The sequence below is a fragment of the Pseudomonas sp. 28 E 9 genome (assembly GCF_900004785.1).
Classification (GTDB): Bacteria; Pseudomonadota; Gammaproteobacteria; order Pseudomonadales; family Pseudomonadaceae; genus Aquipseudomonas; species Aquipseudomonas orientalis_A.
In genome coordinates this window covers 243,639-265,255 of the sequence record NZ_CVTK01000040.1, presented here as the reverse complement: position 1 = coordinate 265,255, position 21,617 = coordinate 243,639, and the positions used below count along the sequence as shown (strand labels likewise).

At 54.8% G+C, this 21,617-nt stretch carries 20 protein-coding genes and 1 pseudogene; 16 read left to right on the top strand and 5 right to left on the bottom strand.

Annotated features, from left to right (window positions below; genetic code table 11):
• Window positions 1-282 precede the first annotated feature (282 nt).
• Both BFQ00_RS08760 and BFQ00_RS08755 read left to right on the top strand, forming a co-directional pair.
• A complete protein-coding gene (locus BFQ00_RS08760) occupies window positions 283-1,698 on the top strand; it encodes an APC family permease (protein WP_065933392.1) in 1,416 nt (471 codons plus the stop codon).
• A gap of 140 nt (window positions 1,699-1,838) precedes the next feature.
• Window positions 1,839-3,185: an aspartate aminotransferase family protein gene (locus BFQ00_RS08755; RefSeq protein ID WP_065933221.1), complete on the top strand. Its 1,347-nt coding sequence runs from the start codon at window positions 1,839-1,841 to the stop codon at window positions 3,183-3,185.
• A gap of 127 nt (window positions 3,186-3,312) precedes the next feature.
• On the opposite strand, the gene BFQ00_RS08750 is transcribed toward BFQ00_RS08755, so the two are convergent.
• A complete protein-coding gene (locus BFQ00_RS08750) occupies window positions 3,313-4,323 on the bottom strand; it encodes an AraC family transcriptional regulator (protein ID WP_065933220.1) in 1,011 nt (336 codons plus the stop codon).
• 466 nt (window positions 4,324-4,789) lie between these two features.
• On the opposite strand from BFQ00_RS08750, the gene antA reads away from it, so the two are divergent.
• The 14 genes and pseudogenes from antA to BFQ00_RS29040 form a co-directional block, all read left to right on the top strand.
• Window positions 4,790-6,193 (top strand): anthranilate 1,2-dioxygenase large subunit, encoded by a 1,404-nt coding sequence (gene antA / locus BFQ00_RS08745; protein WP_065933219.1) that lies wholly within the window; start codon window positions 4,790-4,792, stop codon window positions 6,191-6,193.
• Between the two features lie 4 nt (window positions 6,194-6,197).
• Window positions 6,198-6,689: an anthranilate 1,2-dioxygenase small subunit gene (gene antB / locus BFQ00_RS08740; RefSeq protein WP_065933218.1), complete on the top strand. Its 492-nt coding sequence runs from the start codon at window positions 6,198-6,200 to the stop codon at window positions 6,687-6,689.
• A 16-nt stretch (window positions 6,690-6,705) separates the two neighbouring features.
• Entirely contained in the window at window positions 6,706-7,728 is a 1,023-nt protein-coding gene (antC, locus tag BFQ00_RS08735) for an anthranilate 1,2-dioxygenase electron transfer component AntC (RefSeq protein ID WP_065933391.1), read from the top strand.
• A 36-nt stretch (window positions 7,729-7,764) separates the two neighbouring features.
• Window positions 7,765-8,739 carry a PDR/VanB family oxidoreductase gene (locus tag BFQ00_RS08730; protein ID WP_242527061.1) on the top strand — a complete coding sequence of 325 codons (975 nt, stop codon included), beginning with the start codon at window positions 7,765-7,767 and terminating at the stop codon, window positions 8,737-8,739.
• 18 nt (window positions 8,740-8,757) lie between these two features.
• A complete protein-coding gene (locus tag BFQ00_RS08725; RefSeq protein ID WP_065933216.1) occupies window positions 8,758-10,089 on the top strand; it encodes an aromatic ring-hydroxylating dioxygenase subunit alpha in 1,332 nt (443 codons plus the stop codon).
• On the top strand, window positions 10,079-10,612 hold the full coding sequence (locus BFQ00_RS08720; RefSeq protein ID WP_065933215.1) for an aromatic-ring-hydroxylating dioxygenase subunit beta: 534 nt from the start codon (window positions 10,079-10,081) through the stop codon (window positions 10,610-10,612). Before BFQ00_RS08725 ends, BFQ00_RS08720 begins: the two co-directional genes overlap by 11 nt.
• Window positions 10,612-11,205, top strand: a complete 594-nt coding sequence (locus tag BFQ00_RS08715; RefSeq protein ID WP_065933214.1) for a cysteine hydrolase family protein — start codon at window positions 10,612-10,614, stop codon at window positions 11,203-11,205. Before BFQ00_RS08720 ends, BFQ00_RS08715 begins: the two co-directional genes overlap by 1 nt.
• Window positions 11,202-11,996, top strand: a complete 795-nt coding sequence (locus tag BFQ00_RS08710) for an SDR family oxidoreductase (RefSeq protein ID WP_065933213.1) — start codon at window positions 11,202-11,204, stop codon at window positions 11,994-11,996. Before BFQ00_RS08715 ends, BFQ00_RS08710 begins: the two co-directional genes overlap by 4 nt.
• A 22-nt stretch (window positions 11,997-12,018) precedes the next feature.
• Window positions 12,019-13,254, top strand: coding sequence for a dienelactone hydrolase family protein (locus BFQ00_RS08705; protein ID WP_065933212.1), 1,236 nt, complete (start codon window positions 12,019-12,021; stop codon window positions 13,252-13,254).
• A 106-nt stretch (window positions 13,255-13,360) separates the two neighbouring features.
• The gene (locus BFQ00_RS08700) at window positions 13,361-14,827 is read left to right on the top strand and encodes an aldehyde dehydrogenase family protein (RefSeq protein WP_130183920.1); all 1,467 of its coding nucleotides are present in this window, start codon (window positions 13,361-13,363) and stop codon (window positions 14,825-14,827) included.
• Between the two features lie 353 nt (window positions 14,828-15,180).
• Window positions 15,181-16,644 carry a flavin monoamine oxidase family protein gene (locus BFQ00_RS08695; protein ID WP_065933211.1) on the top strand — a complete coding sequence of 488 codons (1,464 nt, stop codon included), beginning with the start codon at window positions 15,181-15,183 and terminating at the stop codon, window positions 16,642-16,644.
• A gap of 10 nt (window positions 16,645-16,654) precedes the next feature.
• The gene (locus BFQ00_RS08690) at window positions 16,655-17,026 is read left to right on the top strand and encodes a c-type cytochrome (protein WP_065933210.1); all 372 of its coding nucleotides are present in this window, start codon (window positions 16,655-16,657) and stop codon (window positions 17,024-17,026) included.
• Window positions 17,027-17,055: 29 nt separating this feature from the next.
• Entirely contained in the window at window positions 17,056-17,784 is a 729-nt protein-coding gene (locus BFQ00_RS08685) for a hypothetical protein (RefSeq protein WP_065933209.1), read from the top strand.
• 911 nt (window positions 17,785-18,695) lie between these two features.
• Window positions 18,696-18,821, top strand: a pseudogene (locus BFQ00_RS29040) (class II histone deacetylase); the annotation flags it as partial.
• Window positions 18,822-18,857: 36 nt separating this feature from the next.
• Here the strand turns inward: BFQ00_RS29040 and BFQ00_RS08680 are convergent.
• The 4 genes from BFQ00_RS08680 to BFQ00_RS08665 are packed head-to-tail and all read right to left on the bottom strand — an operon-like array spanning window position 18,858 to window position 21,605.
• Window positions 18,858-19,355 carry a flavin reductase gene (locus BFQ00_RS08680; RefSeq protein WP_065933208.1) on the bottom strand — a complete coding sequence of 166 codons (498 nt, stop codon included), beginning with the start codon at window positions 19,353-19,355 and terminating at the stop codon, window positions 18,858-18,860.
• 11 nt (window positions 19,356-19,366) lie between these two features.
• Window positions 19,367-20,326, bottom strand: a complete 960-nt coding sequence (locus tag BFQ00_RS08675) for a PDR/VanB family oxidoreductase (RefSeq protein WP_065933207.1) — start codon at window positions 20,324-20,326, stop codon at window positions 19,367-19,369.
• A gap of 50 nt (window positions 20,327-20,376) precedes the next feature.
• Window positions 20,377-21,117, bottom strand: a complete 741-nt coding sequence (locus BFQ00_RS08670; RefSeq protein WP_065933206.1) for an SDR family NAD(P)-dependent oxidoreductase — start codon at window positions 21,115-21,117, stop codon at window positions 20,377-20,379.
• Window positions 21,118-21,128: 11 nt separating this feature from the next.
• Window positions 21,129-21,605, bottom strand: coding sequence for an aromatic-ring-hydroxylating dioxygenase subunit beta (locus BFQ00_RS08665; protein ID WP_065933205.1), 477 nt, complete (start codon window positions 21,603-21,605; stop codon window positions 21,129-21,131).
• Window positions 21,606-21,617 lie beyond the last annotated feature (12 nt).

Here is a 21,617-nt window from a genome sequence, read left to right as displayed (position 1 = left end):
CGTGCTGTTGCCCGTTGACACATTACTCAACCGGGATGCCATCCAATGACTGACGCCCCAGTTTCCTCCTGAAAAATTGCGCCGAAATATATAAAAAACAAGAATTTTGCCAATTTAAAAAATGCACCGGCTACTGTTGTTGTTTGCCCCTCAGGCAAAAACAGTTTATTGCCCGTGCACGACTCAATACTGCCGAATAAAACAATCGTATTGCTGTAACAGGCCGCTCAACAAGTAGCCGGACCACAGCGATGCAGGATGGTATTCCGCGTGGAGGACGTTATGCAAAACCGTGATCAAAAGAACAACCTGAAAACAAACTCGCTGGGCGTGTCTGACATTGTATTTTTTGTCGTCGCCGCCGCCGCGCCGCTGGGCGCCACACTTGGTGGTTCGCCGGCCGTTTTTGCCATAGGCGGAAGCAGTGCACCTGGTCTTTATCTGTGTGCGTCAGTGATCCTTATGCTATTCGCCATCGGGTTTGCCGCCATGAGCCGCTATGTCGTCAGCGCCGGCGGGTTTGCCGAGCTGGTTAAAGTGGGCATTGGCAGCACCATGGGTCATGCCGCCTCGGGCATCGCCATTCTTGCGTACATCTGCATGCTGGCCGGCATTTACGGCGCGTTCTCCGCGTTTAACTCGGACCTGGTTAAAAACTATACGGGTATTGAGTTCACCTGGCAGCTCAGCGCCTTATTGGCGATTGTCGTCGTCGGCCTATTTGGCTACATGGACGTGAACATATCCGCGAAGGTGCTTGGGGTGTTAATGATCCTCGAAGTGCTGATTCTCGTCATATTCGATATTGCGGTACTGATTCAGGCCGACCCGGCCACAATGAATGTTGCCAACTTCATACCCAAAGACTTCAGCGCTCCAGGCCTTGGCGTCGCGATGATGTTTGCTTTCGCCTGTTTTGTGGGTTTCGAATCAACGACCATCTATGGCGAAGAAGCGAAAAACCCGCATACCACTATCCCACTTGCCACCTACATCGCAATCGCGCTGATCGGCGTATTTTATACCCTCACCACGTGGTGCCTGGGCATCGCCTATTCGGACAGTGATATACAAGCCGCGGCCACCGGCGACGTGGTGAACTTCGTCTTCAATATGAACACCAAATTTGTCGGGCTTTGGTCAACCCAAATTATGCAGGTACTCGCCGTCACCAGCCTGTTTGCCGTGCTCTTGTCATTCCACAACGCGCTGTGCCGATACCTCTTCTCCCTGGCCCGTTCTAACTTTCTGTTTAACGCGTTGAGCCGTGTACACCCCAAGAACAGCAGTCCTTACGTCGCCAGTTTGACGCTCAGCGTGATTACTTTTGTAATATTGTCAATCTTTATGCTTATCGGCGCTGACCCGATCGGCAATCTTTACATGTGGATGGTGGCTGTCGGCACACTCGCCATACTTGTGCTGCAGTCAATGGGCGCGATCGCGGTGATTGCCTATTTTAAAAAGACCAAACAGGGTTTCTTGTGGCAAGGCCTTATCGCTCCGCTATTGGGTGGCGCAGGCTTGATCTTCGTAGTGATGCTAGCACTTACTAACTTCCATGAGTTAACCGGTTCCAACGCTGATTGGGTTGGCTTTCTGCCTTGGCTGGTGCCCATTGCAGCTGCGATAGGGATTATCAATGGCAAATGCAAGTCCGCCAATTACACCGCGAATGAAAACCCGGCGTCGGCATGACGTTGAATAATTAAGCGCCTGTTGCTTGTGCGGCGCATTCAGATAGCCAAATCCAAGGTGTGCATTGGGAGAGCACCTTGGTTCCTTCTTAGTTAAATACCTTAAACGACTTTTTTAGCTCTCTTTACGTGGGAACAGCCATGAAACTTGATTACCAACAATCCGTGACCAACTTTTCCGAAGCTTTTAACCTGTCCAAACGCGAAACAACCAAAGGCAAGGACTATATTCCCGGAGGCTTCAGCAGACGCACCTTTGCTTTTGGGCCACATGCAATCTTTGTAGAAAGGGGCGACGCTCAATACATCCATACCATTGATGGAAAACGCTTACTCGACCTCAATAACAACTTTTCAACCAACGTGCTCGGGCACAATCATCCGGCCGTCATTCAGGCAATCACGGACATGCTGCCGAATGGTTTTTCCTTCGGCAACCCGACCGATCATGAACTGGAACTCGCTAAATTGATTTGCGAGCGAATCGAATCAATCGAGCAGGTCAAGTTCTCTTGCTCGGCGAGCGAGGCCTGCCTCAGTGCCGTTCGTATTGCGCGGGGTTACACCGGCCGCAGCAAGATCGCCAAGTTCGAAGGCGGCTACCATGGTTTTACCGATGAACTCGCGGTTTCCGCTCATCCAGACCCTGACAACTTTCCCGGTCCGGACTTCAACCCCAAAGCCCTTCCAGACTCCGACGGCATTCCAGGCTACACAACCGAAAACGTCATTATTCTGGTGCAAAACAACTACGAAGCCTGCGAGAAAATCCTGCGTGGAAACGCAGAAGATATCGCCTGCGTGATGATGGAGCTGCAGGCCTGCGCCGGTGGCATCGTAGTGCTCGACAAAACCTTCGTTAAAAAAATTCGTGCGCTGACTGAAGAATTGGGCATTTTGCTGGTCGTCGATGAGACCGTCACTATGCGCGCGGCGTACAACGGCCTTCAAAGCGAGTATCAGATCAAGCCCGACCTGACCGTGCTGGGCAAGATGATCGGCGGCGGCCTGCCTATTGGTGCAGTCGGCGGTAGCCGCAAAGTGTTCCGCGTGCTTGAAGATAACCAGGTGATGATCTCCGGCACCCACCATGGACACCCGCTGGCCTGCGCCGCCGGTATTGCATGCCTCAAGGCTATGGATGAAAAAGCCTATGAAAGGCTTAACGACATGTACGCGAAAATCAAAACAGAACTGAACAGTTGGGCCGCAGAGCACAGCTACCCCTTCGTTATTTATGGCGCCTTCTCTGTATTCGCTTTTGCGTTTACCCAAGAAATGGGTCAGGCGATCACCACGCACCGCGATCACTGGCACAAGATAGACGACAACAGCATGAGCATCTATGCATTGGAAATGGCCACTCGTGGTTACTTCCCGGTGCATCGTGGCCAGGTAGGCTTGACACTGCCCATGACTGACGAGGACGTTAACGGCTATATTCAAACAACCAAAGATGTCGTTACGCTCATCTACGGCACCCACTGATCCAGCCCTTCCAAGCCGGAATATTCATCTACTGGATATTCCGGCTTATTTTTGCCCTTAAACCCAATCCATAAAAAAGGCCTGGGATTAAAATCGACCAGGCCCATTCGTTTTTACAATACGCCCATCACATATGCGCCCGACCGCCATCGTTGCGATGCATCGTAGCACTTGGAATTTCATTGAATAATTTTTTGTATTCGCTCGCAAACCTGCCCAAGTGGTTAAACCCCCATTCAGTGGCGACGCTGGATATATTTGTTCCTCGTCCGCCATCCAACAGCTGCTTGCGTACTTCAGACAAGCGCAACTTCTTCAGATAAGCCATTGGCGACATGCCCATATGCTTGCGAAAACCGTCAAACAGCTTAAACCTGGAAACACCGGCTGCCTGTTCAATATCGTCGAGACGAATATCTTCGCGAGCGTTGGAATGTATGAAGTCTTTGGCTTTAAGTAAAAAGCTCGGCAGCCGCCCAATCAGACACTCGTGGATCTCATCGGTGTAGTTACTTTTTTGCGCCAGGATCAAGCCCCTGACAAGGGAGGCCTCGATGTCTCTTGAAAATAGCGTCTGATCGAAAATCGCCCCACCCGCGTCCTGCTCTGACACAAAGTGGTTGATCAATCGCCACCAGGAGGCACTTGCGCCTATTTGTCCGTCCATCAGCGGGTCGAAATTGATCGGGGTTTCCACGGGACGTTTCAGGATTTCTTCGAGCGCAAGCCTCATCGTGACTCGCGGGATGACCACCGACAGTTTCCTGCAATCGCCCGCTATCGAAAGTTCCTGGCTATGGAAAGGCGAAACGATGACCCCCATGCTCTTGTTGGACGAGATACGACGCCCGAGGTAAATCAGCTCCTGCTCGCCGGAAAGAGGCAGGCTGAGGCTGTAGCTATCCAATTGCTCGGAGCCCTCGACGCCGATACGAACGTCGGCCCCATACTCCAGGGTGCCAAGCTTCGTCGCATAGGAACGAAACACTCTGGCTCTGTGCCGGAATGAAACCCGCTCGGGTTGTGCACTTTGCAGGCTGTGCGGACCGCACACCTCCTCCATCCATGCTCGGGCACCTGCCATGTCACAGCAGTTGATCTGGATATCACTATGGGGAATCACATGCGGCTCGGTCATAGCAAGGCACCACGTTTATGAAAGACGGTGCGCTCTTCGGCGCGTACCCATAGCAAGAGCAAGACGTATGCCACAGAATGGATTACCGACTAAAGCCAGTTAATATGGACAGTATCCTCCGACTTATCGGATAGTTTCGGTTCTTTACCTGAAAACACCCTTCTCAAATACCTTAACAAGCACCATTCATGGGCTAAAACAGGGGAGCTTGCACCACCTGTTACCCGAAAGACTTAACCGATGTAATGGACCGGCACCTTTCTACCCACAGTAACACCCGCATGGCCCGCCATAACAAACCGTTGAGTATCATTCTCATTAATATGAAGCCTTAATAGATATGCCCATTTCGGAATTTTTTCAATCTCATTAAGTGGCTTTAAGTCATCAATAAATCGGATAGACCAATCGCCGCGCGCCGCCTCTAATAGGAACCCTGCATAACCGCACGATTGAGGATCTACCCATGAGCCGTATGCGCGATATTAACCAGTGGAAAGAATATATCGAGAGTTGCCTGGACTTTCGAAGCGAGGAAGGCATCTATCGTATTGCTCGCGACATTTTCACCGAGCCAGAACTTTTCGATCTGGAAATGGAACTGATTTTCGAAAAAAACTGGATCTACGCGTGTCATGAAAGCGAGATCCTCAACAAACACGATTTCGTAACAATGAACGCAGGCCGCCAGCCACTTATTATTACCCGTGACGGCGAGGGCAAGTTGAACGCTTTAATTAACGCCTGCCAACACCGTGGCACTACCTTGACGCGCGTCGGCAAAGGCAATCAATCTACATTTACCTGCCCTTTCCATGCGTGGTGCTATAAGAGCGACGGACGCCTTGTAAAAGTCAAGGCGCCGACTGAATACGGGGAAGACTTCGATAAAGCCACACGTGGGTTGAAAAAGGCTCGCATAGAAAGTTACAAGGGCTTCGTCTTCGTCAGTCTTGACGTGAACGGCACTGACTCACTTGAAGATTACCTGGGCGATGCGAAGGTCTTCTTCGACATGATGGTTGCCCAATCCCCCACCGGCGAACTGGAAGTATTGCCGGGCAAATCCGCCTATACCTACGACGGTAACTGGAAGCTGCAAAACGAGAACGGCCTCGATGGCTATCACGTCAGCACTGTCCACTACAACTATGTGTCGACCGTGCAACATCGTCAGCAAGTGAATGCCTCCAAGGGCATCAACTCCGGCGACTTTCTTGATTACAGCAAGCTGGGTGCCGGGGATACCGAAACCGACGACGGCTGGTTCGCGTTCAACAACGGCCACAGCGTCTTGTTCAGCGACATGCCAAACCCGGAAGTTCGCCCAGGGTACGCCACCATCATGCCGCGACTGGTGGAGGAATACGGCCAGGACAAAGCCGAATGGATGATGCATCGCCTGCGCAACCTGAACGTGTATCCGAGCATGTTTTTCCTCGATCAGATCAGCTCACAGTTGCGGATCATCCGCCCGGTTGCGTGGAACAAGACCGAGATCAACAGTTTTTGCCTTGGCGTGAAAGGCGAGTCCGATGCCGACCGCGAGAACCGAATTCGCCAATTCGAAGACTTCTTCAATGTGTCCGGCATGGGCACACCCGATGACCTCGTCGAGTTTCGTGAAGCGCAACGCGGATTCCAGGCACGCCTTGAGCGCTGGAGCGATATTTCCCGTGGCCGCGACAAGTGGACAACGGGGCCTACGAAAAACACCGACACCATCGGTATTGCTCCCGCCATGATCGGCGCCGAATTTACCCACGAAGGCCTTTACGTGAATCAACACGGCAACTGGCAGAAGTTTCTGCTCAATGGTCTCGCGCGCAAAGAAGCCGATGCCCAAGCGCTGAAACTGAAAGAGGTATAAGGCAATGAACGTCGAACTTCAGTATCGAGTAGAACAATTTCTCTACAAGAAAGCAGAACTTTGCGATGACCAGGATTGGGATGCTTACCTGGCACTTTTCAGTGAAGACAGCGTGTTTCACCTGCCCCAATGGGACTCAGAGCACGTCTACACCACCGACCCCAAGCGCGAGATGTCGCTGATTTACTACCCCAACCGCGGTGGCCTGGAAGACCGGGTATTCCGGATTCGTACAGGCAAAGCGGCCTCCGCGACACCGCTGCCACGGACCCTGCATCAAATCAATAACGTGCGGATTCACCCGTTGGAGGGTGGCGATCTTGAAGTGCGGGTTAACTGGCAGACCTTGTATTACCGCCAGTCCTTATCCGAGCACTTCTACGGGCGCGCCACCTACACACTTCGACCGCAGGGTGACAGCTGGCTGATCTCCAGGAAGCACAGCGTGCTGCTGAATGACAAGATCAATTCGGTGTTGGATTTCTACCATATTTAAGTCCGGGAAAGGTTCAATCATGTACCAGGTTGCGTTGAACTTCGCTGACGGTAAAACGCTGTTTTGCCCCGTCCAGCCTAACGAAATTTTGTTGGATGCGGCACTCAGAAGTGGGATCAAAATCCCCCTGGACTGCCGCGAAGGGGTTTGCGCGACCTGTCAGGGCCGTTGTGAATCCGGAAGCTACACTCAAGATTACGTAGATGAAGAAGCGCTTTCCGAACAGGATGTGGCTGATCGCAAGATTCTGTCATGCCAAACAAGGGTGTTGTCCGACGCGTCCTTCTACTTTGACTTCGACTCGACACTGTGTGGAAGTACTGGAACCTCAGAGGTGACAACCACTGTCACTGAAGTTATTCAGGTATCCGATAGCACCGCCATATTGAAGGTCGAACTAGCGTCCGGTGCTGCTCCACTGCATTATCTGCCCGGCCAGTATGCACGCCTGCACGTGCCGGATACCGGTCACCGTCGCTCCTATTCGTTTGCCTGTGCACCGGGAAGTCGAACGCTTGAATTTCTGGTTCGTCTTCTCCCCAGCGGGGTCATGACCGACTACGTACGCGATCGTTGCAAGCCAGGCGACATCATCAAGATGGAGGCTCCATTGGGCGCCTTCTACCTGCGCCATATCGACCGTCCGGTGTTGATGGTCGCAGGCGGAACCGGACTGTCCGCCTTCCTCGGCATGCTCGACCAGTTGGCGGAGAAAGGTGGGGCCGGGTTCCCGATCCATCTTTTCTATGGCGTCAGGACAGAACAGGACCTGTGCGAAATGCCTCGCATCGAGGCGTATAAATCAACGATTCAAGACTTCGACTTCACTCCGGTCCTCAGCAATGCGGCTGACGATTGGCAAGGCAAAAAGGGGTTCATTCCTGAACACCTTGCCCCTTTCGAGCATTCAGACACACCCTTTGACCTGTACATGTGCGGCCCTCCCCCAATGGTCGAGTCGGTAAAAACATGGCACATGGAAAAACAACTTACCGCTGTGCGGATGTATTTTGAAAAGTTCACGGAAAGTAATACCTGAACCACGAGTGACACCGGACACCCAGTTGAATTTTTATTGACTGCCAGTTATGTACGCGGGTTTTTTATGTCCAGCTTATCAGTAAAAATAGAACGTATTGAGGCACTGACTCCCCGCATTCGGCGGTTGGTATTAATTGCTCAAGACGGTGGGCGGCTCCCTGAGTTCACGCCAGGGGCGCACCTCGAACTGCACATTCCAGGTGATAGAAAGCAGAAACGCGCCTACTCAATCGTGAACTTGTCTTCCGGCGACCACTATGAAATTGCCGTGCAACTCGATGACAAGAGCACAGGGGGCTCCAAGTGGGTGCATACGCTGACGGAAGGTCAGATCATTGAGGTAGAACCGCCTCGCAATCATTTCCCCCTGGTCGAAGAGGCCAAACACATACTGCTGATAGCGGGTGGAATCGGCATCACGCCCATGCTCGGCATGGGCCGCGCGCTGCAGGAATCCAAACAGGCATTCACCCTGCATTACGCCGGCCGCACCGCAGAAAACATGGCTTATCTGGACGAAGTACAGTGCCTGGACAATAGCCAATGCTGGATAAGCGGTGGAGACGCCAGCAAACGTTTCGCGGCATCGAGTGTATTAGCGAACCCCCCTGAAGGCACTCATCTGTATATCTGCGGCCCCGTAGAGATGATCACCTCGGTGATACAAACCGCTCGGAAACTTGGCTGGCCGGAAGATTACGTCCACTACGAATTGTTCGCCGGTGCGCTTGAAGCGGATGGCGACCAGGCGTTTGAAGTAGAACTTCGCGCGAGTGGAGTAACGCTTGCAGTGAACGCAGGGCAGACCTTGTTGGACGTGATGATCGAGGCCGGCCTGGATCCGATGTTCGACTGCCGACGTGGTGATTGCGGTGTATGCGTAACACAAGTCATCGAGGGTGAAGCCGATCATCGTGACATCTGCCTGTCCGATCGCGAGCGCTCCGGCGGCGCCTTCTGCACCTGTGTTTCCCGTGCCAAGACTGCCAAGTTGGTACTTGACCTCTAATCAATAAAGGAGCGAACAATGATTCCTACCAATGAACAAATTGCAGACTTGATCCGGCCCGACAGCGTGCATAAAAGCGTGTACACCGACCCGGTTCTCTTTCAACTCGAAATGGAACGAATTTACGGGCATGCCTGGATTTATGTAGGCCACGAGAGTCAAGTAAAGAACCCTGGCGATTACCACACGACCCGGATCGGCGACCAGGATGTGGTGATGGTTCGTGCGCCAGACGGCAAAGTAAACGTCCATTACAACCGCTGCCCTCACAAAGGCGCAAAGTTGGTGGCGGAGGGTGATGGCAATGTAGGCAAGTTCTTCCGATGCCCCTACCACGCCTGGACATTCAAGTTGGATGGCACTCACCTGTCGGCGCCGCTGAAGAGCGGCTTCGAAGGCACCTGCTATGACCCGAAACATCCGGATTTCTCCATGGCCAGTGTGGCCAGAGTCGACAGCTACCGCGGCTTCGTCTTCGCCAGCCAGGCGTCCTACGGCGAAGACCTGAAAACCTTCCTCGGTGGCGTCGTCAGCTCCATCGACAACATGTGCGACCGATCTCCGGTGGGTGAACTTGAAGTGGCCGGCGGTATTTTCCGCGTACAACAACGTTCCAATTGGAAAGTTTTCTACGAAAACCTCCACGACACCATGCACGCACGGGTGACCCACGAATCATCGGTCGATGCCGCTCGAGAACAGGCTGAAGCCATCGGCGAGATGCCGTTCGAACTGCTGATCATGGACGGCAATGGCGAGCCCTATGACTTCTGGGAAAAACTGGAACTGCGTGCCTACCACAATGGCCATGGCTACATGGAGGCGATTTTCGATCCGGATGCCGCCGAAAAAGACGAAGTTTCCCGCGCGCACTTTGAATGTTTGAGCCAAGCCTACGGAGCAGACCGGGCGCGTGAAGTCATGGGCATGAACCGACATAACACCGTCATCTACGGCAGCGGATCGCCTCATACCGTATTCATGCAATTCCGGGTTATCCGCCCGGTTGCCGTCGATAAAACCATGGTGGAGATCCAGACGTTCCGCTGTAAAGGTGCCCCTGATGTGGTGTTCGATCGGGCGCTGACTTATGCCAACGTTATCAACTCCCCTTCTTCAAATGTCATGCCCGACGACGTTGAAGTGTATGCCCGCTGCCAGGAGGGCAACATGACCCGAGGCGGCACCTGGATCAGCATGCACCGTTATGTCGGCACCGATAAGGTCCTTGAAGACGGCGCAGTCTCTACCAATGGCACCAGCGAACTGCCCATGCGTAACCAGTTTGCCGCCTGGAAAAAGTTCATGACCGGAACAATTATCGCCAAGGAGAGCAATCATGTTGCTTGACCGCGCCTTCAACGTAAATACATCCGACCTCAAGCCTGCAGTTGTCGAAGAGGCCACCCTTCGCTCCGTCGAGCAATTCCTTTTTAAAGAAGCTCGCCTGCTGGATACGTGGAAGTTCTGGGAATGGGACAAACTCTTCACCGATGACGGCATGTATTGGGTGCCGCAAAAGCATAACCAGGTAAACCCTTTCGATCACATTTCCCTGTTCTGGGAAAACCGCATGCTGCGCGAGACACGCATTCGTCGCGTGGAAAATGCACGTAACTGGTCACAGCAACCCCAAACTCAAACAGCGCACTTGATTGGCAATGTGTGCATTGAAGGCCTGGACGAGGACGATTGCCTGGTAGTCAGCGCGGTGTTTCAGGCCACGGAATGGCGTTTGGACCAACGTCAACTCGCCGGGCGTTACACCTACAAACTTGCCGGTAATAAGGTGGACGGTTGGAAGATCAAGCTCAAACGCGTTGACCTGGTCAACTGCAATGATGTGTTTGCCAACCTGGAGGTATTCGTTTGATGGAGCGGCCAGTCGTCATTGCGCTCCACTATCAGAATGATGTCCTGCATCCGCAAGGACGTATCAAGGTGGGTCTGGACGAGGATGAAGCCGTTCGCGCGAATCTGATTGTCTCTGCGAGCGCATTACTGCGTGGCGCGCGAAAAAATGGCTGGCCCATCATTCATGCGCGGGTCGCGTATCGAGGCGATTACTCCGATTTAATCGCTAACGCGCCGATATTAAACAGCGTCAAGAAGATCGGTGCCGTGATTGACGGCACGTGGGGCGCCGAATTCCTCGATGCCTTGAGTCCCCATGAAAACAGCAAGGAATTCATCATTACCCACAAGCGGATCAACGCATTTTACGGTACGCATGGCGAAGCACTTCTAACCATGCTTAACGCGCGCACGCTGATCATTGCCGGTGTGGCAACTCATTCCGTCGTGGAAAGTACCGTAAGGCACGCCGTGGACTGCGGTTATCACGTCGTCGTCCCCGCAGACGCGTGCTCTGCCGCAGACCTGGCGGCACATCAAGCGTCGCTTAAAAGCATGAGTCTGATCGCTGAAATTTCCAGCGTTGACCAATTGTTCGAGGTGCAATCATGAGCCTGGAAGGAAAAGTTGCAATCATCACCGGCAGCACTCAGGGGCTGGGGCTGGATATTGCCAAAGTCATGATCGCCCAAGGGGCGCAAGTTATGCTGGTCGGGCGTAATGCCAGTGCAGGAAAAGCCTTATGCGACGAACTGGGGCCTTGCGCTTCCTACACAGAGTGCGATGTGGAAAACGATGAAGATATTGATCGGTGTATTGACAACACCCTTAATCAATTCGGAAAAGTCGACATTCTGGTTAACAACGCGTGTATCTACACCGATCAGGGCATCGAGTCTTCCCGGGAAGATTGGCACAAAAGCCTGAACGTCAACGTTATCTCTGCCGCCATTTTCGTGCAAAAAGTCTCTCCCCTTCTAAAGCCTGGCAGCACGATAGTGAACATCACCAGCACGGGTGGGAAATTCGGTGCGGCCGGCCGTGCACTCTACCCTGCATCCAAAGCGGCGATGCTGCAATTGACCAAGAATTTCGCCGTGAGCCTGGCCCCCAGGGGCACACGCGTGCTGAGCGTCTCGCCGGCGTGGACCTGGTCCCCGACCGTCGCCAACCTGACCAACAATGATATTGCCCTCGCCGACCGCGTCGGCGCTGACTTCCATCCTCTGGGTCGTATCGGACGCGGTGAGGAAGTCGGCAATGTCGTGGCTTTTCTCTGCACACCCGGCGCGTCCTGGATGACCGGCGTGGATATACCTGTAGATGGCGGTTTTTCCATCCTGGGTCCGGACAGAGGTATATCGCCTCGCGTGTGGTTCCAGCGTCATTCCGATTCTGAATAGTTTGATCTAGAGGAACATAAAAATGGGCGAATTCATCGGTATCCAGACCCTGGACAAAGCGCAAACCTTTCGCGGCTATCTTGCTGTTCCCGCGAGCGGAAAAGGCCCGGGACTCGTACTCGGCCAGGAAATTTTTGGCGTCAATGCAAACATGCGTGCCGTGGCGGACCTGTATGCTGAAGAGGGATACGTGGTGCTGGTGCCCGACCTGTTCTGGAGAATGGAGCGGGACGTCGACCTCGGTTACACGGAACAGGATTTTGCGAAAGCGATCGATTTTTTCCAGCGCATGGATTTGGATCTGGCTGTTCAGGATATTTCCGCAAGTTTTGCCAAGCTCAAAACCCTGGACCAGGTTGAAGGCGATGACTTCGGTTTCGTCGGCTTCTGCATGGGCGGCAAACTGGCGTACCTGACGGCAACACGCACCAAGGCTGCCTGCTCGGTCGGCTTCTATGGCATGGGCATCGAAAACTATCTCGACGAAGTGGATAACATCAGGGGTCGACTGGTGCTTCATTTTGCCGAGAACGACGCTTACTGCGACGCCCAGGCCCGCGCAAAAATCAGCGCGGCCTTGAAAGGCCAAAAGGGTTCGGAAATCTATGTGTATCCGAATGTCGACCACGCTTTCGCCCGTGCAGGCAGCGCTCACTTCGACAAACCCGCGGCCCTCATGGCGCACGAACGAACCATTGCCGCGTTGAAGCGCGAGATTGGTCCGAACTTCAATCTTTCGGACCTGTGGGACGAGCATGTAAAGCATGAGTTCGATACGCGGGACGTGCCCGCAACGATGGCCACCATGGTCGCGCAGCCCTACGTCAACCACATCCCGACCATGACCGGCGGGGTTGGCAGCAAGCAGCTAAGCCGTTTTTATCAGCACCACTTTGTCCATGGAAACCCGCCGGACATGAAACTGATCCCCCTGTCCCGGACAGTAGGTGCGTTGCAGATCGTCGATGAATTCATCATGTGTTTTACCCACACGACGGAGATCGATTGGATGCTCCCGAACGTCGCGCCGACCGGTAAGTACGTCGAAATCCCCATGCTGGGTGTCGTCCGATTCAGGGGCGACAAACTCTATCATGAGCATATTTACTGGGATCAGGCGAGTCTGCTGGTCCAGGTCGGTCTTCTTGACCCTACAGGCTTGCCCGTCGCGGGCGTGATTACTGCGCAGAAGCTGCTGGATGAGGCACTTCCTTCGAATACGCTGATGGATAACTGGAAGAACAGCGAAGCCCTGTGACGCCACGCTGGGCAGTCCCGCAAACGGCAGGATCGCCCAGCCCCAAGTCCAGCTCGACATTTCGCCAAATTTTTTCTGCGCAAACTTGACTCAAAGGTGTACCGCCATGACCGATCAAGCCATTAAAGACCTGAAAATCTACCACCCTTATATCAACGGTAAATCCTGGCAAAGCGACGACCAGCCGGAACAGGTCGTGATCAACCCCTACACCCAACAAGCCATTGCCCGCGTGAAACTTGCGACGGCAGCCGACATCGACAGCGCCATCGCGTCAGCATTCGAGGCACAAAAAGTCTGGGGCAAAACCCTCGCGAAGGAGCGTGAGGCCATTCTTTGCCGTGCCGCGGATATCATCGAGCGACGTCGCGGCGACATTGTGAAGATCCTCATCGAGGAAGGTGGCAATGTGTTCGGCAAAGCCATGTTCGAATGCGACTACATGGTCAGCACATTCCGCATCGCCGCAGGACAGGCACGCGATATCCGTGGCGAAACCATGCCTGCCGACGGTGCCGGTCGTATCTCGATGTCCATCAGGCAGCCGCTGGGTGTCATTGCAGGCGTCGGTCCTTTTAACGCCCCGCTGCTCTTGAACGGGAAAAAGCTCGCCCCCGCCTTGGCCGCCGGCAACGCATTCCTCATGAAGCCGGCCCCGCAAACCCCGCTGATTGGTTTGCTCTTCGCCGAGATTCTGGAAGAAGCTGGCGTCCCACCCGGCGTGTTCAGCGTGCTGCCCACCACCAATGAAGCGCTCGGAGACAAGTTCTTTTCAGACAAGCGCGTAAAAATGGTGACCTTCACCGGGTCGGCGAAAGTCGGCCGGTACCTGTCCGAACTGGCTGGCAAGTTTCAGAAGCGAATCGTCCTGGAACTTGGCGGCAAGAGCCCCATCGTTATCCTGAATGACGCGAAGCTGGACTATGCCGTCAGCGCGGCGGCTTTCGGCATCTTCTTCAACCAGGGCCAGGTGTGCATGGCCAACTCGCGGATCATCGTCGAGGAAGGCCTTTACGAAGCGTTTTGCACCGCGTTCGTTAAAAAAGTTCGCTCCATTCGCTGCGGCGACCCTGCAGACCCCGCTACGATAGTGGGCCCACTGATAAGCGCCAACCAGTGCGAATTCATCCGTGGCCAGATCGACGACGCCATTGCAAAAGGGGCAACGCTGCTGACCGGTGGTGAGTATCAGGGGAACCTGTTCCAACCCGCCGTATTGACCGACGTCACGCCGTCGATGGCGGTCTATGACGAAGAGAGCTTCGGACCGTTGGTTTCCATATACAAGGCTAAAGACTTCGAGCACGCCATTGAGCTGGCAAACGATACGTCCTACGGTCTTTCTTCCGGCATTGTGACGAACGACCTTCAGAAGGCGTTCGACTTCGCACTGCGTATCGAAGCGGGCTCGGTGCATATCAATGACAATTCGTTCGACGATGATCCAAATGCGCCTTTCGGCGGTTTCAAGGACAGCGGACACGGCAAGGAAAATGGTCGTTACTCCATTCACGACATGACCGAGCTAAAGTGGGTGACTTTGCAATTGGGGGAACGAGCCTTCCCTATCTGATGAACAACGATAATGCCTCATGCCGGCGCTGCTGGGGCCATTGTCAATCCGTACCATGAAGGAAGAGCGATCATAAAGGCGTTCAGCAGACGACATTATTAAGCATTAAGAAACCCCTTCAGGCTTACCCCGCTGGAGGAGACTTTTAATCCACAGTGTCGAACTAAAAAATAGCCTATTTTTTGGATGATATTGGCCTACCCATCGGATAGACCTCCCTTGGGCTTTAATATCTAATAAATCGACACGTTCTATCGTGTGGAGTTTTGGTAGGCGACGTATATAACTTCCATTCATAGGCAGTGTGCCCGCCTGCGTGGCAATAAAAACAATAAAATAATGGTGAGGTTTAAATGTCTGAGAAGGATGCTGGTGAGTTATTGAAAACAGGTTACAACCGTCGCCAGACGCTGAAAGGAATTGCGGCGGGTGCCACGACGGTAATTGCCGCTTCCATGCTGAATTCTGCAATGGCAAGCGCGGCAAAACCTGCACCCGACGCTTCAGAAAATAAATTGGCTGACGGCGGTTACGACACCATTATCATCGGCGGCGGTATGGCGGGAGCCACGGCAGCCAGAGAGCTGGGAACTCGGGGCAAGAAATGCCTGGTGCTGGAAGCACGCAACCGAACAGGTGGCCGCACGTTCACCACCGAAGTTTTTGGCGAGCGCGCCGACGTGGGCGGGCAATGGATCCATTGGTTGCAGCCGCATGTGTGGGCGGAAATGCAACGTTACGGCTTGCAGTTGCTGGAGACGCCGGGGGCAAACCCGGCGGCTTACGGTGTGGTGGTCAACGGCAAGCTCAAACCCTTCGATCCTGCCAAGGCCTTTGAACTGTTGAACGCCGGCATGCAAGTGTTCAGTAAAGAGGTGAGTGATCTGTTTCCTCGCCCTTTTGACCCGTCCTTCAATCCAGACTATTTAAAGACCGATAACATTTCCATTGCCCAGCGAATGAAGCAGATCAAGGTGTCTGATGAAACGCGGGCCATTCTCGAATCTTATTTCACGACGGCTGTAAATGGCCCTATCGATCAGGCCGGCTACCTGGATCAGATCCATTGGTATGCCCGCGCAGGCAATGATATGGATCGTCTGCTCCGAGCCTGCACCCAATATAAAATCAGCACCGGTACGTCGTCGCTTATCGAGTTGTTATTTCGTGATAGTCGTGCCGAAGTCAAACTGAATACCCCTGTGCAAAGGGTAGAACAGTCTTCACGTGGCGTGAAAGTGACCGCGGAAGATGGCAAACACTATTTTGCCAAGTCCTGCATCGTCGCGTTGCCCATGAACTGCTGGAACGATATCGAATGGTTGCCGGCTCTATTGCCAGGAAAAGTAGCCGCCAGTAAAGAGCGGCATGTTGGTTCCGGCTTCGAGTTGAAAGTGAAAGTGAAGGGAAACAAAGGCAGCTACCAAGGCATGGCGCCCTCTGGTTATCCAATCAACCTGGTGTATACGGATTATATCTCTGACCACCATACCAAGTTTGTTGCGATGGGCTATTCAGTGCCCGGCTTCGATGTAAACGACGACGATAATGTTCGTGAAGCATTTACGCGTTTGTTGCCTGACGCCGAGATCATGGAGAGCTTCGCCTACGATTGGAACTCCGACCCGTATTCGAAGGGCACCTGGTGCGATTACAAGCCTGGCATGTGGAGCAAGTACGGCGTGGACATGCGCAAGGACGAGGGGCGCATCGTGTTTGCCGGCTCTGATGTTGCCAATGGATGGCGAGGCTTTATCGACGGTGCGATTGAAACAGGGTTGCGTGCGTCGCGTGTCGTATTGAAGCAGTTGGGTTGAGGGGGTTGAGATGAAAAAAACGACATGGGTTCTGACTTTTATGGTGGTTTCGAATCTGGCACTGGCGCAGGAGGATGACTGTTCGCCAGAGGCTGCCGAAAAAGCCTGGGGCAAGTGCGCCGCTTGTCACTCTCTCGCCGAGGGGAATAACTCGATGCTGGGTCCGAACCTTCACGGTGTTATTGGCCGCAAGGCGGGCTCGCTTGATGGCTTCGTTTATTCGCCAGCGATGAAGGCCTCGGACATGGTGTTTACGACCGACAAGCTTGATGCGTTTGTGGCGGCCCCCGAAGAGGTCGTACCAAAAAATCGCATGCCTTTCAGCGGCCTTAAAAATCCAAAAGACAGAGCGGCAGTTATCTGCAAGATAAAAGCGTCTTAACCCTATCACTATTGATTGGAACACTTATTATGAATAACGAACTTGTGCTAAGCAGAAACCGGCTGGTCTCCATTACCAGTTGGCTGGCTATTTGTTTTTGTATGCTGACCACCTACCTGGCGATCCAGGCCGGCAGTTTCGACTACGAAGCCGCGGGTGATGTGGCTGCACAGTTGCAGGTGGGTGTCGCGGGCGCTGCCAATCTCAAATGGATGATGCTGAGCGATACGTTTGGCTTTTATGTATTGAGTATTCCGGCTGCCCTTTATCTTTGGATGAACTTCAAACAGGAAAATCCGTTTCTGGTATCGCTGGCGACCATTGCAGGCATGTTTTTCGGGTTGGTGGGAGCCATTGGCGCATCGATCCTCTCCGTTGCGTGGCCGGTGCTTACGATTGCAACCGCCAATGCGACAGACCCCGCTGCTGTTCAACTGTATACGGAGCTTTTCCGTGTAATCACCATGTTTGTTCAGGACGGCATTTGGGGGCGTCTGGAGTTCTTCCTGTCCGGCGTTTGGTACATAGGCCTCGCGGTCGTCATTTGGCCGCACCGTAAGGCCTTCGCGGCCCTGACCTTTTTGAACGGCTGTTTCGGGCTGTTATCGAGTGCTGCGAAAATGCTGGATGCCGGTGAAATTGCTGGCCTGGGCCTGCAAGGCGTTCTGTACGCCACCCCTATCTGGTTCTTTTGGCTCGGCGTATTGGCGTGGAAAGGCAAGGCAACTGTTGCCACCTCTCAGGTCAGCTATAGCTGATTGTTCCATCGGGCGCAGCCCTTGGCAGCGCCCGTACTTTTCTGTAGGTACCTCAGTGTGTTGAGGGCCTCATGAGTCAGCCGCGGAATATATAGGCAGGTCGGCATGCAGCTGAGAACGTCGCAATGGTTCATGTGCTGGGCATTCATAAGCCTGATACTTCTGATTTAGCGGCCTGCCATACCAGCGCAATCCTGCACACGAAAAAAAGCCCGCTCAATAAGCGGGCTTCCTGTGGCGACAATAATTGCTGTAAACAGTTCTGTTGGGCTTCACGACTGGGGCACCGTAGAAAGGCGCCAGTCGGTAAACCGCTTCAAGCTAGCTGGTGTAAGTGCAACGACGCGCAGTGATATACAGACATTTCCTAGACTTGGAGAAGATTGCCAGCCGAGCTTAGATAAACGGGCACTTCGGGGCTAGGGAAACTCCGATTAAGCCCGGACACGGCACCCAGCCTGTACGGAAATAACCACCTCTCCACCATGACGGGCAGTCGTATCCATGAGCCAGATGAGCTTTTCCGATTTTGAGTGCGCCGGCAAACGCAAGCAACTCGCCGAGAGCGCTTTCTGGCCGAGATGGAACAGGTCGTTCAGACTTGTAAGCCCGCCGAAGTCGCTCGGACGGAATATTTCGCGCTCACTTCGCAGTGCTAAGCGTTTTTTTCAACTTGCGGCTTGGTGACGACAAGTTGATCGGAGCCTCTCCAGTACAAAATATTTCTCATTTAGATGTAGAGTTCGCCCGCTATTGCTGACTGCCAAGGCGCACTGGCGTGAAGGATCACAGAAAGTCCTCCGCATTGCGCACACATAACAGAAGACCAGAGGATGTTCCTTCGCCATGCGCCAGGTTACGCACCTAAGCCCCGAACGTTTCGCCCGACGCCCAGCCTTCAGCCTTACTGCGGTGACGGGTTGGGGGCGAACATTGATATTCCGCTGCCGCCCGGCAGCGGCCACGAGGCGTATTTACATGCCATAAAGCAGATCGTGATCCCGGCATTGAAGCGTTTCGAACCCGAGCTGATCATCGCCCCGTTTTTTTTTGGCTCCGGTCCGCAGGCAGGCTCAGCAGGCCTTCGACGCTTCGCCCAGACGATGGTAGGCCCGGTTGAAATACACCAGTCCCTCGTCCGCATCGCCCTGGCGAATGGTCTGGATCTCGCAGTAGAAAATACTGTGGGACCCCACTTCGTGTACCTGCGCGATACGGCAATCGAAGTTGACCAGCGCATCGAGCATCACCGGCGCACCACTTTCCAGGGTGGTCCACTGCGTGACGGCAAAGCGCTCATCCATGCTCAGCGTGCGGTTCGCGAATACCCCGGACATGTCCTGGTGATCGCCACGCAGAATGTTAACGCACACCGCGCCATTACGCTTGAAATGCTCGTTGGAATGGGAAGACCGATTCATGCACACCAACAGCGTGGGTGGTGAGTCGGTGACGCTGCACACCGCCGAGGCGGTAAAGCCGAACCGGCCCGCCTCGCCATCGGTAGTGATGACCGTCACGGCGCCGCCGAGCATGGCCATTGCATTGCGAAAGCTGCTTATGTCTACCATGGTCGTTCCCCTCAGATATCCAGCACGAGTTTTTTGGATTTGGCTCGTGAACAGCACACTAGAATTTGGTCATTGCAGGCCTTTTCATCGTCCGTGAGGTACACGTCACGATGGTCCGGCTCGCCGTCGAGCACATCGCACAGGCAAGTACCGCATACGCCCTGCTCGCAGGAAATTTCGATCTTGATACCGACCTTCGCCAGCGCGGCAAGAATGCTCTGTCCTTCGGCCACCTGAACGGTCTTGCCACTGCGGGCTGCAACCACCTCAAAGCTGCCACCTGAGCTGTCCACGTCCACCTGGAAATACTCCTTGTGGATATGCGTCTCGTCGTAGCCCTGCTCGCGTGCGCCCTGGATCACCCAGTCCATGAAACCCGCGGGGCCGCAGGTATACAGGTGCACGCCGGCCTCGCCCTTGCCCAACACCTTGGCCAGGTCGAGCTTCTGTTCGACCCCTTCATCATCGAAGTGGGTGAACACCTGCGCGGCAAACGGTGCGCTGGTCAGCTCCGCGAGGAACGCACTGCGCCCGCGCTCACGCCCACAGTAATGCAGCTCGAAGGTCTGACCGGCCGCGTGCAACGCATAGGCCATGGCGATCATCGGCGTGACACCGATACCGCCACCCAGCAGCACCGAACGCCGCGCCTCGGGCGCCAGTGGAAACAGGTTGCGCGGTACGCTGATCTGCACCTCGCGGCCTTCAAGCAGGGTGTCATGCACCCCCACCGAACCGCCGCGCGAGGCCGGGTCCTTGAGCACGCCCAGGCGATACAGGCTCGGGTCGGCAGGGTTGCTGCACAACGAGTACTGGCGCACCAGCCCAGGGCCGATATGGATATCGACGTGCGCACCGGCATCGAACACCGGCAGCGGCGCGCCGTCACGACGGGTCAGGTCCAGGACGACAACGCCGTCCCCTTGCAGCTCGCGCTTGCGCACGACTACGTCCAACAGTTCTTCAGTCATGGCCGTTATTCCATGGAGTTCGCAAAGGCCGCCGTGGCGGCCGCTATCAGTCAGCGCATGAACAGGCCGCCATTCACGTCCCAGGTCGCCCCGGTGGTGAAATAGGCTTCGGGCCGTGCCAACTGCACAATCAAGTCACCGAGAAAATCCGCATCGCCCAGGCGCTGCACCGGAATATTCGCCAGCAGGCCCGGCAGGCGTTCGGCCGAAATCGCCGCGCGCACCGCCGCTGATTCGATAGGGCCTGGGGCAATCGCGTTGACCGTCACCCCGCGCGCGGCAAATTCCTTGGCGAAGATTTTGGTCAGCGTCACGATGCCGCCCTTGCTCGCGGCATAATGCGCGCCGGTCGCGGTGCCGCCGTTCTGCCCGGCCAGGGACGCCATATTGATGATGCGCCCGTAGCCGGTTTCGGCCATGTACGCCCCCAGCACCTGGCAGCCGAGGAACACACTGCGCAGGTTCAGGCCGACCACGGCGTCGAATTCCTCGGGGCTGATCTGCATCAGCGGCGTGGTCTTGGTCACGGCAGCGTTATTGACCACCACGTGCAGCGCGCCGAAGCGCACCAGTACTTGCTCCAGCCCCGCTTCGAAATCGGCCTTGCTGCCGGCGTCCAATTGCAGCGCAAGCGTGTGCTCGCCGGCCGGGTCCAGCTGTTTGGCGCAGGCTTGCGCGGCTTCAAGGTTGAGGTCGGTGATCGCCACCGAGTACCCCGCCCGCAGCAGGCTTGCGCAGAAATGCTGCCCCAGGCCCTGCCCCGCGCCCGTCACCAATGCGATCTGGTTCATGTCGGCGCTCCTTAAAGGATGTAGCCGATACCGGCAAGGGCATCGTCACTGTTGATAAGGCTGACCACTTTGCGCTGGATCTTGAAACCACCGTCGCAGCGGATCAGTTCGTAGGTGAGGTCGGCGCTGTAGAACTTCAGGCTTTCCTTGCGGAACTCACGGATGTTCTGCGCGCAGCGCACCGTCACCTGCACGCCGTCATCGGCCAACACCCGGAACCGCGACTGCATGCGTACCGTGCGCGGTTGCGGGCTGGTGGAAATCGATTCGCCGCCGGTCAGGCGCTGCACCCGCAGCTCACGCATATGATGGTCGTCGTAGGCGTAGTTGAGGGTGTTCTCGAAGTCGGTTTCCCGAGGGTCGATGGGAATGATGTAGGTGCCCTTCTCGGTCCACATCTTCAACCAGGCGTCGTATTCCCCGTGGTCGAGCATGTCGCCTTCCTGCCAGATGAAAGCGGTCACTTCTTGCAGTAATTGCAGGTTCATAAGGTTCTCCAC